Here is a 15,071-nt window from a genome sequence, read left to right on the forward strand (position 1 = left end):
TCATCCTCGGACAACACCAGCTCGGCCATCGGCCGCCCCATCTTCGCCATGAAGACAGCCTACTAATTCAACGAACTAATGGCGCAGGACACTAGATGCAGGCCAAACAAGAGGCCGAGTTCCAAGAGTTCGTCAGAGCACGGTGGTCCCGTCTCGTGCGGACCGCGTATCTGCTCACGGGTGACGTGCACCACGCCGAAGACCTGACCCAGACGGCGCTGGCCAAGGCCTACCGCTCATGGCGGCGCGTCTCCCGCAGCGACAGTCCGGAGGCGTACGTCCGGCGGATGCTGGTCAACTGCAATAGCGACCGGTTCCGCAAGCGGCGGGTCGTGGAGGCCCTGACCGCGGCGCCGCCGGAGACGGCCGGGCACGAGGAGGCCGTCTTGCAGGCCGACGAGCGCACCGCCCTGATCACGGCGCTGGCCGGACTGCCGCCGAGGCAGCGGGCGGTGGTCGTCATGCGCTACTGGGAGGACCTGTCCGAGACCGAGGTGGCCGAGGTGCTCGGCTGCTCGCCCGGCACCGTCAAGAGCCAAGCCTCCAAGGCGCTGGCGAAGTTGCGTACGCATCCGGGGCTCGGGCGGAACGTGGACGAACCCGTCCGCAGCCGAGTGCCGTCCGGGCAGGAGGTCAGCAGATGAACGAGGAACCGAAGCAGCAACGGTCGGGAGCCGACGAGGACTTCGAGGAGCAGCTGCGCGAGCTGCTCGCCGAGGGCGCGAACACCATCCGGCCCGCGCCGGCGCCGTATCCGGCGATCCGCCAGCGGGGCGCGACGGAGCGGCGGTACCGAGCGGTGGCGGCCGGGGCGGTCCTGGTGATGCTGGCGGCGGTGCCGGTGGGGGCGTACGCGCTGGCCGGCGGGGACGCGGGCGGGGACACGGCGGGGCCGGCACCGGAGGTCAGCGCCACGCTGCGGACGCCGGCGACGCCCGCGCCGACGCCGTCCTCGTCGCCGTCGGGGCCCGCGCGGCCGACCACGGAGGACCAGCTCCTCGACGGGATCACCTTCGAGGAGGCCGTCGACGGCCTGGAGAAGTGCCTCGCGTACGACCGGTCGCACGCGGGCGGCCCGTCCGACGCATTCCGCACGGACCTGGGGACGGCAGAGGAGTACCGGATCATCCTGGCGATGAACAGCACCGGTGACTCCAACGCGCCCGGCAACGGCACGTACGTCGTCGCGGTGAAGGAACCGCCGAAACAGACCCGGCTGATCTGCAACATCAAGAACGGCAGGGCCGAGGGCCTCAACACCAGCACGGGCTCCGACGGCCCACCGGACGCCGGCCCCGTGAGGTCCGACATCAACGGCGGCAAGCTCCACCAGCAGTCGTTCCTCGACCGCGGCAACTGGAAGCTGCCGTTTCGATGGGGCGTCATCGGCACGGTCGAGCCGTCGGTGGCCCGGGTGACCGTCTCCTACGGCGGCGCCACCAGCCGGGCCGCCCTGGACCACGGCTGGTTCGTCGCCTCCGGCGTCCTGGAGCGACAGGTCACCAGGGCCCCGCACATCAAGGGGTACGACGCCGAGGGCACGTTGGTCTACGACTCCGACGAGGACAAGTACTACGCGAAGCAGTTGCCGTAACGCCGTCCGGCCGGGGCGCCACACGGGGGTTGGCGCTCCGGACCCGGGGTGCTCCCGGTGCGCCCGGACCCACCACCGCGCCACCGCGGCTGCCCGCTCCGCTGGTGCCGACCTCCCGCTCGTCGCCCCGACGCGGCTACGGGCCGGAGGCCAACCGGCGCCAGCAGGAGACCGATCCGATCGACGGCCCGGACGTCCTGCTCGACGCCGTCGTCGACCCCACCCGCTCACAGGTGCGCCCTGCCGGGCCAGAGGATCGGTCACTCCCAACCAGTGCCCTCCATGCACGCCAGGTCGGTGGCCGTCAGGGTGATCGCGCTCGTCTTCCCGTCCTCGGCGATCCCGTACTGTGCGCTCACGGACCAGCCGCGCTGCTTGAGGATCGCGTGGGCCTCGCCGATCACACCGTCCAGGTTCTCGCGCTCCCTCAGGCCTCCGGACTGCTGCCAGTCGCGTGCGCGCAGCTCGCCCACCACGGCCTTGAAGCGTTCGAAATCAAGCGGGGCCTTCTTGTCCCCGATGCCCCTGAAAGCGACGGAGCACGATGGCGGCGAGCCGGCTGGAGCGTCCTCGAACGGACGCGCGTACTCGTGGTCATGTGCCGGAACGCCCGCGCCCGCGGCCGAGCCTTCGAGATCGGTGCGTACGACCTCTTTCGGGAGCGGTCCATCGCCCTTGGGCCGTGGCGACGCTGACGCAGGAGCTGCGGTCCGCTCAGCGCCCGTGTCGCTCTCGCCGCAGCCCGCGGCCCCAAGCGCGATGACGGCCATCGCGACGACGGCCCGTCTCCTCCTGCCCACAGTGGTCCCCTCCCAGGTCACAGGGTCATGCGCCCTCGTGATCAGAGGAGGAGTGTGCCACGGTGCGTCGACGAGGAGTCCAGGGCTACCCGGCAGAGCCCTCCGTCGGCGGGGCGCCCCTTGGAAGGTGGGCCTGAGGGCCTTCCCGTCGGCGTCTCGCCGCAGGCGGCTCGTGAACCCGTCTCGGCAGAGGCGTTCCCATGAGGTGACCGCCCCGGCGGGCACCTTCTGGCTGATCATGAAACCCTGCTCCGAGCAGACGAGGCGGGGCCGTAGGGCTCCTACGAGCATGCCGATGACCAAGCGGGCGTCCCCGACGGAGTCGACGCAGTCAGGCAGCGTCATGGGGCTCGAAGCGCTGACGATCTCGACCTCGGACCACGGCTTCCGGGCCGTGGCGCACGCCCCGCTCCTCATGTGGCTGGCTGATCAGCAGGGCGGATGACCCGTCGACGCCGGCCTCAGTCAGAGGGCCCAGTTGGACTGGTTGCCCCGGTGAAGACGGGGAGTGGGGCCGTGCCGCGCCGGTACGGGTCGACTGCGGTGTAGGCCACTCCAGGTCGTGGCCGTCCAGTCCGAATGCCACCGAGCACGGCCGGGGGCTGTGGCTCATCGGGTGGTAGTGCCGGAGGCGTTGGGCGTTGGCCCAGTCCTGTGTGGAGATCACTGCTGAGCTTCCTCGTCCTCTGCGGAGTCGGAAACCCTGAAGCCGTACTTCCCGGGCGAAGCGGGAGGCTGTGTGGATGCGGATGGCGGACTCGACCACGGTGCCGTCCGCTGCACACGTCGTCCGGTGCGGTTCGACCACGGCTTCGCCGGGCGGCAGATGCAGGAGCTCCACTTCGTCCGCAGCGGGTGCGCGGACGAAGAGTGCCTCCTTCGTCGGTCGGGTTCGTAACCCGCGTCGTAGCGGACTCGGTTCGAAGCACCGAGTGAACCCAAGGGGGGGGATGCGCCCTCGCCCGACCGCGGGCTACTTCCGGCCTGGGGTCCACTTCATGCCGAGCCGGTAGGCGCGGGAGATCTTGTCCTGGACGCCGGGGCCGTCCGCCGGAGTGAACCAGCGCACCTCGCGGCCGATGACGAGTTCGCCTTTCTGGCGCTTGATAAGGGCGATGGCGCAGGCGTTCGCTTGCGGCGGGCATTCGTCCAGCACGACCCGGAAGCGGTCGCCGCGGTCGGAGGTCAGGGTCACCACGGCGTCGAGGCCGCGGAAGTCGCCGGAGCCTTCGTAGATGTAGACGAAGAGCAGGAGCTTCTGGAACTCGGCCTGGTGGTCCAGATTGATGACGAGGTTCTCTCCCGTCTCCCGGGCCCCGGTCCGGTCGTCCGAGTCGAGGGCGACGTAGGGGAAGCGGTCCACCGCGCCGAAGGCGTTGCCCAGTGCCTGCACCACGGTCTTGGAACCGTCGGTGCAGCGGATCATGCAGCCGAGGTCGAGGTCCACCGTCCTGGCCGAGGCCGCGCGCAGCGAGGCCCGGATCCGGCCGAACAGACCACGCGCCTCGCCGGCCGCCTGTCGGGCGGCGTCCTGCGGCGAGGTCCAGTTGAGATTGACCTTGATCAGCCCCGAGGTCACGCCGTGCTTGGCCAGAGAGACGGTGGGGGTGGCCTTCGTCAGGTCCACGGTGGCGGGCTGGGTCATGCGGCACCTTTCGTGGGGACGATCCAGGGAGCCGGGCTGGTTGCCGACCATACCGGCGGAGTGCGGGACGTCGCAGAGAATCGGTCGTTCGGTTCTCTGCACCTGTGTTACGACTGCCGGGACGGGCTGGAGGTCGTACACGCCGATGTTCCCGGCCGGTGAATCGGCCGCCGATGTTCGGCGAGAGGAGGGGCCGTCGGCCGGGCGGCGGAGCCGGCGGGACCCGGAGGACACGCGTGTCGGCGAAGCCGGTAACGACTCGCGGAGGGGGCGGCGCCGTACTGATCCCTGGGACACCGCCGATCGTACCGCTGGAGCTTTGGAATGGGCCGAGCGCGGCATCCGCGAGGCTGAGGCCTCGTCACCGTCGACACCGCTCTGGTCGCCCCCTCGCGGACCGATACGCATGAACTGGTCGGCTCGCCGACGCCGTCACCCTGCGCCGTGGCCACTTCACCGCCCTCCCCGCCCTGCTGACCTACCAGCAGCTTTGCGCTGCATCCGGGACCGCCGCATGGTGGTCGGCCGGGCGCGCGAAGACGCTGCCGCTTCTTCGCGCCGATGCCGATCAGGCAGGCCCGCGCGGTGGCCAGGCCCTTGTCGACGTCCTGCTGGACGACAAGGACATCAACGCCGTCTGGCGGGTAGCTCACGAGCGCGGCGCCCAAGACGGCCAGTGGCCTACCCTCGCCGACCAGTCCCGCCCGACCCGCCCCGAGGACCGCCCCTTCCATCCACCTCCGACTCGCAGCCCGCCTCACCCGCGAGACCGGGAACCTCGCCTACGAACAGCTCGGCAGCCCGCTCCTGAGCATCCGCGACTGCCACCGCCGCCTCGGCACGCCGGACGTCTTCATCACGTACGCCACCGGCCTGCGCGCCGCCCACAAGCGCAAGCGGAACCTGACGCGGCTGATGGACGAGCACGGGCTGCCGGGCACGTGACGGAGACGGTCGTGCCGCTGGGCGCCTCTGGGCAAGGCGGTACAGGACGGTCGAGGACCTGCATAGACTGCCTCCCGGTCCACGTACGTCCACCGCGCGGACGTGCGGGGTGCGGACCGCGAGGGGGAGGCGTGACGCCATGGAACCGCTGAGGGACGACGACCCGAAAGAGATCGGGGGCTTCGCCCTCGTGTGCCGGATCGGCTCCGGCGGTATGGGCCAGGTGTTCCTGGGCGAGTCCGCGGCCGGCCACCAGGCCGCCGTGAAGGTCATCAAGCCCTCCGTGCTCGACGAGGACACCCGGGCGCGCTTCCTGTCCGAAGTGGAGAGCCTGCGCACGGTCTACGGGCCTTTCGTCGCGGCCTTCGTCGGTGCGGACGCGAATGCCGACCAGCCCTGGCTGGCGGTGGAGTACGTCCCCGGGCCCGATCTGCGCACCCTGGTCGCCGACCGGGGGCCGCTGCCGCTCGCCGAGACGGCGAGTCTCGGCGCCCTGCTGGCGGAGGGGCTGGGAACGGTTCACGACGCGGGACTGCTCCATCGTGACCTGAAGCCGCAGAACATCCTGCTCTCCCCCTACGGCCCCAAGGTGATCGACTTCGGTCTCGCCGTACTCGCCGAGCGCCGCACCACCCTGACGGCCACCGGCTTCGTCGTCGGCAGCGTCCTCTGCATGCCTCCGGAGCAGGCCCGCGGCGAGCAGCAGCTGGACCGGTCCGCCGACGTGTACGCACTGGGTGCGGTGCTGCTCTTCGCCGCGACCGGGCACTACCCCTACGAGGGGCCGACGTGGCAGGCCGTCGCCCTGAAGATCGACGATCCGGCGACCGCACCCGATCTGACGGATGCTCCGCCGGAGCTCGTGCCGCTGATCACGGACATGCTGGCACTGGATCCGGACGCCCGGCCGAGTCTGCCCGAGGTCACCGACCGGCTGGTGGGCGTCATCCGCGACCAGGGGCTGACCGCCCTCCAGGCCAAACGCCGTCTCACCGACCTGACGCCCGAGATCAGTGTGCCCCAGCTTCCCGCACCGGCCCCGCAAGCTCCGAAGGAAGCCGCCGCACCCCCCTACACGCCTGCCGTCATCGACGAGGCGGCGGTCGAGGACGACGAGCAGGAGTCCCCGAGTACGTCCCCCGGAGCCGGGCAGCCCACCACGGAGCGGGATCGTGACGAGGAGGACCAGGACGCCGGCCCCGCCAGCCGCGGGGAGACCGCGTCCTCGCCGCCGGACACCCGCCCGCGCCCACGTGCCCGAGCAGCCGCCGTCCGGCCCACCGCGCCCCTGAGGATCGCCGAGGAGATCCGCGCCGCGTACGCCCGCGAGGCCGGCTTCTGAGCAGGCGCGGCCCAGGGGACCGATCCCGTACGTCCCCCTTCCTCCCCGTGACAGACTTGCCGTGGCGAGAGCGACGACACACGGAAGACGAAGGGGCCGCGAGTGACCGACCAGGGGGCGACGCAGGACGAGACCCGGTTCCCGCCGGGCGCACAGATCCTCGTGCGGGACGAGGAGTGGCTGGTCCGCAACACCACCACGACCGACCACGACGGGGAACGGATCGAGGCGGTCGGCGTCTCCGAGTTCGTGCGGGACGAGGAGGCCGTCTTCTTCAGCGGCATCGACACGGTGGAGCTCCTGGACCCGGAGAAGACCGTGCTCGTACCCGACACCTCCTCGTACTTCCGGCGCAGCCGTCTGTTCCTCGAAGCCGCCCTGCGCAAGACGCCGCTGCCGCAGACGGAGCGGGGCCTCGCCCTCGCCGACCGCTTCCTCCTGGACCCGCTCGTCTACCAGCAGCGTCCCGCCGAGCTCGCCCTGTCCCTGCGCAACCTCCGCCCCCGGGTCCTGATCGCCGACGTCGTCGGTCTCGGCAAGACCCTGGAGATCGGCCTGACCCTCGCGGAGCTCATCCGCCGGGGCCGGGGCGAGCGCATCCTGGTCGTGACCCCGCAGAGCATCCTGGAGCAGTTCCAGCACGAGCTGTGGACGCGTTTCTCCATCCCGCTCGTACGGCTCGACTCGCTCGGCATCCAGCGCGTCCAGCGCGAGCTTCCGGCGGGGCGGAACCCGTTCACGCACTACAAGCGCGTGATCATCTCCGTGGACACCCTCAAGAACATCGGGCAGTACCGGCACCACCTGGAGCGGATCCGCTGGGACGCCGTCGTCATCGACGAGTCCCACAACCTGATCAACCCGGGCAGCCAGCGCCGCGCACTCGCCGAGATCCTCGCACCGCGCACGGACGCCCTCCTGCTCGCCAGCGCCACCCCGCACAACGGCGACAAGCGGTCCTTCGCCGACCTGATCTCCCTGCTCGACCCGGCGGCCATCGCCGACCGCGACCGCTACGACCCGGCCCAGGACCTCGGGCACCTCTACATCCGCCGCACCAAGATCAGCCCCGAGGTCCGGGACGAGATGGGCACCGAGTGGCCGGACCGCGGCCCCACCGTCTCCCTGCCCTGCACGGCCACCGAGGCGGAGGAACGCGTCTTCGCCGAACTGGCCGAGCACTGGATCCCCGCCCCGCCCACGAGCACGGAGTTCGGCACGGCCGGCCAGGACCCCGTCTCGGTCGCCGTCGAACCGGTCTTCGCCTACAACCTGCTCAAGACGTTCCTCTCCTCGCACGTCGCCCTCGGCGAGACGGTCACCAACCGCATCGCCTCCCTCACCGAACGGGTCCGCAAGACCGAGGAGAAGGGGCTGCGACCCGACCCGGCCATCGCCGTCGAACAGGCCGCCCTCGCCCGCCTGAGGGAGATCGTCTCCACCATGGGCGACGGCACCACGCCCGGTGACTCCGCCAAGCTCGACGCCCTTATCGCCCAACTCCAGGAGATCGGTGTCGGCCCCCGCTCCACCACGCGAGCCGTGGTCTTCTCCGAACGCGTCCGCACCCTGACCTGGCTCGCCGAGGTCGTCCCCGCCCGCCTGGGCTTCCCGGTCGCGGCCGACGGCACCTCGAAGGCCGTGGCCGTGATGCACGGCGGCCTCAGCGACGAGGAGCAGGGCAAGGTCCTCGAGGCGTTCGGCCTCGCCGACACCCCCGTCCGGCTGCTGTTCACCGGTGACGTCGCCTCCGAGGGCGTGAACCTGCACCGCCAGTGCCACCACCTCGTCCACTACGACATCCCGTGGTCCTTGATCCGCATCGAGCAGCGCAACGGCCGCATCGACCGCTACGGGCAGAAGCACGAGCCGCGCTTCCACGCGCTGATCCTCACCACGGCCGTCCCCGGCGCCAAGGACGACCGCACGGTCGCCGAGAAGCTGCTCCGCCGCGAGGAGGAGGCGCACAAGCTGGACGGCACGGCCGAGGCCGTCTCAGGCCTCTACCGGGCGGAGGAGGAGGAACGCCGGCTCATCAAGGAGCTGGTCCGCGGCGGCACGGTCGAGGAGTTCCTGGACTCCGTATCCGCCGACGACACCGCACTGGCCGACCTGTTCGGCCAGGTGGACACGATCACCGAGCAGGAACTGCCCGCCCGCGCCGAGCTGATCTCCCTCTTCGACGGCGACACGGCCGACTTCGTCTCCACCGCCCTCGACGAGGTGTACCAGGAACGCGCCGAGGACCTGATCGGTCTGGCGTCGGGCACCGACGCCAAGGGCGGAGCCTACTTCTCGCTCTCCCCGGCCCAGGCGCCCGACCTGCTCCACCGCCTCAAGGCCCTGCCGCCCTCCTACCTCAGGGAGCAGCGCGTGGCCGAACGGATGCTGGTCACCTCCGACCGCACCCTCGCGCAGCGCAAGCTCACCGAGGCCAGGGACAGCAGTACCACGATGTGGCCGGACGTCTCCTTCCTCACCGACATCCACCCGGTGGTGGAGTGGCTGACCGACAAGGTCCTGGTCGAGTTCGGCCGGCAGGAGGCCCCGGTCATCACCACCCCGCACGTCGACGGACCGGTCTTCCTCGTCCAGGGCATCCACTCCAACGCCCTGGGCCGCCCGACCGTGGTCCGCTGGATGGCCGTGACCGGCATCCGGCCCGACGGCACCGGCACGCCCGAGGTACGCCCCATGGCCGACGCGCTGCGCGACGCGAAGGTCGGCCCGAGACTCGCCCGCACCGGAGACCCGCGGGACCTGGACCGGCTCCAGGCCCTCGTCCCGGCCGCCGTCGCCGCGGCCAGGGAACACCTTGACGCGGGCCGGGCCGCATGGGAGGAGCAGATCAGCGAGCCGCTCGCCGCCTACCGCGACCACGTCGCCCGGTGGCGCGCCGACTCGCTGCTGCCCGGGGTCACCGGCCGCCGCGAGCGCCTCGTCGAGGAGACCGCCGACGAACTGGCCCGGCTCCTCGACCAACTGCACACCACCGGCCGCCCCCTGCTGCGGGTCCTCGCCGTACTCGACCGCCCCGGCGCCCCGGACGCCTCCGCAGCCGAGCCGGCCATGCCCGAGGCCGGCCTGCCGGCCTCCGCTCCGGCCCCGGACACCGAACCGGAATCCGAACCCGACGCCGCCCACCCGTCCGACGCCCAGGCGGAGAACTGACGTGACGTACGACTCGCTGGTCAACCACGGCGACTACCTCTCGCCGCACTACCTCGCCGAGGTCCTCCCCAAGGACCTCAAGGCGAAGGACGGCCTCCTCACCCGCTGGGCGGCCTTCGAGGAGACCGAACGCCGACGCCACGCCGACGCCGTCGCCGACGCCGCCCGCCAGGGCCTCGGCCCCGACTCCGTACCGCCGCGCGTCCGCACCCCCCGCGAGGGCCTGCGGGCCCTGCACGGCCCCTACTTCGCGGGCCGCGCCGCACTCGCCCAGGACGCGGCGGCGCTCGCCGAACCCGACGCGCCCGAGCCCGAGGGCTGGCGCAAGCGCTACACCGAGAGCCACCTGGACACCCTGCGCGCCCTCGGCTACGCCGACGCCCACGAGCAGACCGTGACCGTCCACCGCGCCGACCGCGAGTACGCCGTCCAGGCCCTCCACGCCGAACCCGGCCTGCTGGCCGTCGCCTGCGGCTGGACCACCGAACCCGACGCCGCCCTCGACCCCGACGACGCCGGCCGCCTGCTCCACCCGGTGGAGACCGAGACCTCGGCGCCCGACCTGCTGGACGCCAAGGCCGTCACCGACTTCCTCTTCACCTGCGACACCCCCCCGCGCCACGTGCTCCTGCTCGTCGGCGGCGTCATCGTCCTCGCCGACCGTCTCGCCTGGCCCGAGGGCCGCTACCTGTCCGCCGACCTCGACGCCGCCCTGCACCGCCGTGACGACCGCCACGGCGGCGAACTCGACACCCTGGCGGCGCTCTTCGGCGCCGACGCGCTGCGCGTCCCCGCCGAGGGCGGCACCGCACCGCTCGCCGCCTTCCTCGACCGGTCGGGCAAGCACGCCGTCGGCGTCTCCACTGAACTCCGCGAGGGCCTGCGCCTGAGCGTCGAGTGGATCGCCAACGGGGTCCTGGACCGCCTGCGCGATCCCGAGAACGGCGTCACCCCCGCCGAACTCGACGACCCGGCCCGCCTCGCCAAGGAACTCAGCCGAGAGTCGCTGCGCTACCTGTACCGCATCCTGTTCCTGCTCTACGCGGAGGCCAGCCCCACCCTCGGTATCCTGCCCTCGGACTACCCCGAGTACGAGCAGGGCTACGGCCTCCAGCGCCTCGGCGACCTCGTCCTGCGCGACCTCGTCGGCGAGCGCTCCCGGCGCGGCTTCCACCTCTACGATTCGCTCGACCTGCTCTTCGAGAAGGTCGAGAACGGTCACCGCCGCTACGGCACCGAGCCCGAGGACCTCGCGGCACAGACCGCGGCCCGCGAGGCGGCGGAGGCCGAGAACGAGGCGGCGGCGCTGCTCGCCGCCGGCACCATCACCCAAGCCGAGTACACCGACCGGGTCCGCGAGGCCGACCGCGCCCGCCGCGCCGCCGCCCGCTCCACGAGCGCGGGCCTGCGCTTCGAGGCCCTGCGCTCCGAGCTGTTCACCAAGGAGGCCGTCCGCCTCATCTCGGACGACCAGATCGAGAACCGCGCGTACCAGGGCGGCGAGGGCGAGAAGCGCCGCCCCTTCCTGGACACCCGGCTGCGCAACGAGACCCTGCACAAGGTGCTGCGCCGTCTCATGCTCACCAAGGGCAGGGGACGGGAGCGCGGCGGCTTCATCTCGTACGCCCAGCTCGGCATCAACCAGCTCGGCGCCGTGTACGAGGGCCTGATGTCCTACACCGGCTTCATCGCCGAGGAGGAGCTGTACGAGGTCGCCAAGGGCGGCGACCCCTCGGGCGGCAGCTGGATGGTCCCCGCGTCCCGCGCCGGGGACTACGAGGACGCCGTCTTCGTCAAGCGGACGAACGAGGAGACCGGCCGCCCCGAGCGGGTGTCCCACCCCAAGGGCTCCTTCGTCTACCGGCTGGCCGGCCGCGACCGCCAGACCTCCGCCTCCTACTACACCCCCAAGTCCCTCACCGAGGTGACCGTCGAACTCGCCCTCCGGTACCGCCTGGACCAGGAGGGCACCACCACTCCGGCGAAGGAACTCCTGGAGTGGAAGATCTGCGAACCGGCCCTCGGCTCGGGCGCCTTCCTCAACGAGGCCATCGACCAGGTGGCCGCCGAGTACCTGCGGCGCCGCGAACGCGAGCTCGGCCGCCGGGTGGACCCCGAACTGCGGCAGATCGAGCTCCAGAAGGCCAAGGCGTACATCGCCCTGCACAACGCCTACGGCGTGGACCTCAACGCCACGGCGGTGGAACTCGCCGAGGTCTCCCTCTGGCTCAACTCCATGCACCCCGGCATGCGGGCCCCCTGGTTCGGCCTCCACCTGCGACGCGGCAACTCGCTCATCGGCGCCGGCCGCAAGGTCTACGCGCCCGACGTCCTGCCGGGTGGCGGGTGGCTGGCCAAGAAGAACACGCTCCCGCCGAAGGACCTGCCGTTCCGGGACGGCCCGCTCCCCGAGGGCGCGGTGCACCAGTTCCTGCTGCCCGCGATCGGCTGGGGCGCGGTCGCCGGCGAGTCCGAGGCGAAGAAGCTCGCCGAGAACGAGGCCAAGGCGCTGGGGAAGTGGCGCAAGGGCGTCCAGAAGGCCCCGAAGGCACCGAAGCCCTTCCAGGAGCGCGGCGACGAGCCCCCCGAGGCCCGGCAGAAGCGCCACGACCGCTGGCGCAAGGCGGCCGACAAGACCGAACTGCACCGCCTCCAGGGCGTGGCCCGGCGCGCCGAGTTCCTCTGGTCGCTCGTCGCCACCCGCCTCGAACTCTCCGAGCGGGCGGTGTCCCGCCGCATCGACGTGTGGGGCGCGGACTGGCTGGAGCAGTCGGCGGAGGCCGAGGACAAGCGGAAGGTCCTCGACGACCTGACCCGCCACGGCACGCCGTACTGGCGCCTGAAGACCGTCATGGACGCCTGGTGCGCCCTGTGGTTCTGGCCGCTGGACAAGGTCGGCGAACTCGACGGCACGGACCCGGTGTACGGCACGGGCGGGGCACTGGTCGACGAGTCGTCGGTGCCGGGGCTGCTGGGCGGCGGGCCGGCGGAGTCCATGGCTCGGGCCGAGCCGGTGGCGCCGGTGCGGCCGCCGTCCAGCGCCGCGCCGGGGGACCAGCTGTGGCGGATGGCCGGGCTGTTCGACGACCCGGACGGGGAACAGGGGGAACTGGGCGAGGACCTGGAGACCAGCTCGGTCAGGCGGAGCGCCCCGGCCTCCCGCAGGGCGCGCGGCGGTGGCCGGTCGCCGGAGCGGAAGACCGTGCCCCTCCAGAGCCTCGGTGACTGGCTGGACTTCCTGGAGGGCGTCCTCGGCACCGCCGACATGCCTGAGGAGTCGCTGCTCTCGGGCATCGAGAAGCTCGGCCCCGACGAGGCGCTGGAACTCCTTGCCGACGTGGAGGACCGCCTGGAGGGCTTCCTCGGCATGCGCCCGGCGACGCAGCTGCCGTTCCGCTACCCGTGGCTGAACACGGTCGAGGACATCGCGGGTACGACGGAGAAGGACATAAAGGCGGAGGACGGCCACGGCTTCTTCCACTGGGAGCTGCACTTCGCCCACGTGTTCCGGGGGCCGGGGGGCGGGTTCGACCTCCAGGTGGGGAACCCGCCTTGGGTGCGGCCGGAGTGGCTGGAGAGCCAGGTGCTGGCGGAGCTTGACCCCTGGTTCATGCTCGCCGAGCAGCCCTCGGCGACAGAGAGGAGAGAGAAGAAGGAGTCACTGCTGAGGGATGCCGGGTCACTCAGGTACTACCTGCGTGAGCTGGCAGCAATCAGCGGGGTCTCGGAGATGTTGGGGTCGCCTGCCGCGTATCCGGTTCTCGCTGGGACCCGCCCGGATCTGTATCGAGCTTTCATGAGCCGAGCCTGGAGCAACCTTGGCCAGGGTGGCATGGTTGGTCTCATCCATCCGGACACTCACTTCGGTGGGGTGAAGGACGGGCGGCTTCGCGGCGCGGCCTATCGGCACCTGCGGCTGCACGCTGGCTTCATCAATGTCGGAAACTGGGCCTTCGAAGCGAGCCGAAACACCGAGTTCGGTGTCCATATCTATGGAAGCCGTCACGAAGCGATCCGTTTTAGCAACCTCAGTCGCTTGTACGGGGTCGAGCCGCTGTTGGCGTCTCTGGACCACGACGGGGCGGGCGAGGTTCCTGGCATGAGGCACGCCGGTACCTGGGACTTGCGCCCGCATAAGGCGCGAGTGATTGAGGTCGACGGCTCCGTACTGGCGGAATGGCGACGGCTGACAGGGGACTCGGATATCCCTGAGTCGCAAGCTGCGTTGCTCCAGCCGACCACCACGCAGGAACAGGGAGCGATTGAGGCTCTTTCAGCTGTAGGTGTGAGGCTCGGGCAGCAGAAGCCGCCTGTCAGTCAGGGCTACAACGAAACGAACGGTAAGAAGGACGGGCTCATTGCCTGGTCCACGTCCCAGCCAGCCTCACTGTCCGAGTTGGTCCTCCAGGGGCCGCATTTCGGCATCGCTACGCCGATCAGCAAGCAGCCCAAGGTGCCGTGCAGGGGAAATCATGACTGGACCAGCTTCGATCTGACGGCGCTTCCAGCGGATGCTGTACCGCGAACGAACTACGTTCGGCCTGAGACGTGCTCGCTCAGGGAATTCGAACGCGCGCAGGACCGCTGGCTGGATCGATCGCGTCTGGAGACCGATTGGCAGCCGAGCGCTGAGGAGTGGGCGGCTCGCAGCAACGTGCTGACAGCGGACGAGCTCAAGTTGGATGAGGGGGAGCAGCGGGAGCTCCTGCGCCAGCGGTTGTGGTTCTTTCAGCCCTACACCCGGTTCTATCGGCTGGCGTGGCGCCGGATGATCCCGTTCAACACCGAGCGGAGTCTTTTCGCGAGCGTTGTTCCGCCTGGCCCAGCGCACGTGCACACCGTGCAGACCATGGCTTTGGGAGAAAACCGAGCCACCGCGCTTAACGCTGGTTTCTGGTTCTCATTGCCACTTGACTATCTGCTTCGCATCACAGGCCGCTCCGACCTCCAGGTCGCAGAAGCTCACAAGATGCCCTACGCCGACCCTGCCCACCCCCTCTCCAGCCCCCTCCTCCTCCGTACCCTCCGGCTCAACTGCCTGACCGACGCTTATGCGCCGCTCTGGGCCGAGCTGTACGACATGACGTGGCCGGGCTACGAGGACTGGGCGGTGGAGTGGCCAGACCTGGCGCCGCTCGCTGGCCGAATCAAGAAGACCTGGGAGTACGGCACCCCGCTCCGTACCGAGTACGAGCGCCGCGCCGCCCTCGTGGAGATCGACGCCTTGGTGGCGGTATGGCTCGGCATGAGTGCCGACGAGCTCATCGCCATCCATAAGGCGCGGTACGCGATCCTCGCGGACCGTGAATCGAACATGTGGTTCGACTTCAAGGGCCGGCAGTTGGCGCAGGACCCGTACGCCCACGGCCACGGCCAGACCAAGGAGCACTACGAGCACTTCCTCGCCTACCAGAAGAAGGAGCGGCCCGAGCCCTCCGAGGGCTACACCGCCCCCTTCTACAAGGCCAACCGTGAGGCGGAGATGCGTACGGCGCACGCGTACTTCTCCGCGCGGCTCCAGGAGGCCATCGGCAAGGGGAAGTGGACGCCTCCCACGGCGTGAACGACAGTGCC

Annotated in this window: 8 protein-coding genes and 1 pseudogene; 6 read left to right on the forward strand and 3 right to left on the reverse strand. The window is 70.8% G+C overall.

Features of this window, described 5'->3' with window-relative positions; genetic code table 11:
* The first annotated feature begins 95 nt into the window (after positions 1-95).
* Complete coding sequence (locus ACFW2Y_RS07850; protein ID WP_384875082.1) at positions 96-644, forward strand: SigE family RNA polymerase sigma factor; 549 nt, start codon at positions 96-98, stop codon at positions 642-644.
* On the forward strand, positions 641-1,594 hold the full coding sequence (locus ACFW2Y_RS07855; RefSeq protein WP_384875085.1) for a hypothetical protein: 954 nt from the start codon (positions 641-643) through the stop codon (positions 1,592-1,594). Before ACFW2Y_RS07850 ends, ACFW2Y_RS07855 begins: the two co-directional genes overlap by 4 nt.
* Before the next feature lie 260 nt (positions 1,595-1,854).
* On the opposite strand, the gene ACFW2Y_RS07860 is transcribed toward ACFW2Y_RS07855, so the two are convergent.
* Positions 1,855-2,070, reverse strand: a complete 216-nt coding sequence (locus ACFW2Y_RS07860) for a hypothetical protein (RefSeq protein WP_384875088.1) — start codon at positions 2,068-2,070, stop codon at positions 1,855-1,857.
* Positions 2,071-2,689: 619 nt separating this feature from the next.
* On the opposite strand from ACFW2Y_RS07860, the gene ACFW2Y_RS07865 reads away from it, so the two are divergent.
* Positions 2,690-2,839, forward strand: a complete 150-nt coding sequence (locus ACFW2Y_RS07865) for a hypothetical protein (protein WP_384875187.1) — start codon at positions 2,690-2,692, stop codon at positions 2,837-2,839.
* A gap of 339 nt (positions 2,840-3,178) precedes the next feature.
* On the opposite strand, the pseudogene ACFW2Y_RS07870 reads toward ACFW2Y_RS07865, so the two are convergent.
* Together ACFW2Y_RS07870 and ACFW2Y_RS07875 are read right to left on the reverse strand one after the other, a co-directional pair.
* Positions 3,179-3,235: pseudogene (locus tag ACFW2Y_RS07870) on the reverse strand (hypothetical protein); the annotation flags it as partial.
* A 132-nt stretch (positions 3,236-3,367) separates the two neighbouring features.
* Complete coding sequence (locus ACFW2Y_RS07875) at positions 3,368-4,039, reverse strand: hypothetical protein (protein WP_384875091.1); 672 nt, start codon at positions 4,037-4,039, stop codon at positions 3,368-3,370.
* A 1,084-nt stretch (positions 4,040-5,123) separates the two neighbouring features.
* On the opposite strand from ACFW2Y_RS07875, the gene ACFW2Y_RS07880 reads away from it, so the two are divergent.
* The 3 genes from ACFW2Y_RS07880 to ACFW2Y_RS07890 all read left to right on the forward strand — a co-directional run bounded on the left by ACFW2Y_RS07880 (position 5,124) and on the right by ACFW2Y_RS07890 (position 15,060).
* Positions 5,124-6,326, forward strand: a complete 1,203-nt coding sequence (locus tag ACFW2Y_RS07880; protein ID WP_384875093.1) for a serine/threonine-protein kinase — start codon at positions 5,124-5,126, stop codon at positions 6,324-6,326.
* Between the two features lie 102 nt (positions 6,327-6,428).
* The gene (locus ACFW2Y_RS07885) at positions 6,429-9,497 is read left to right on the forward strand and encodes an SNF2-related protein (RefSeq protein WP_384875096.1); all 3,069 of its coding nucleotides are present in this window, start codon (positions 6,429-6,431) and stop codon (positions 9,495-9,497) included.
* Between the two features lies 1 nt (position 9,498).
* Positions 9,499-15,060, forward strand: coding sequence for a class I SAM-dependent DNA methyltransferase (locus ACFW2Y_RS07890; RefSeq protein WP_384875099.1), 5,562 nt, complete (start codon positions 9,499-9,501; stop codon positions 15,058-15,060).
* Positions 15,061-15,071: the final 11 nt, after the last annotated feature.

Origin of the sequence: Streptomyces sp. NPDC058877, from assembly GCF_042742855.1 — a bacterium.
Taxonomy (GTDB): domain Bacteria; phylum Actinomycetota; class Actinomycetes; order Streptomycetales; family Streptomycetaceae; genus Streptomyces.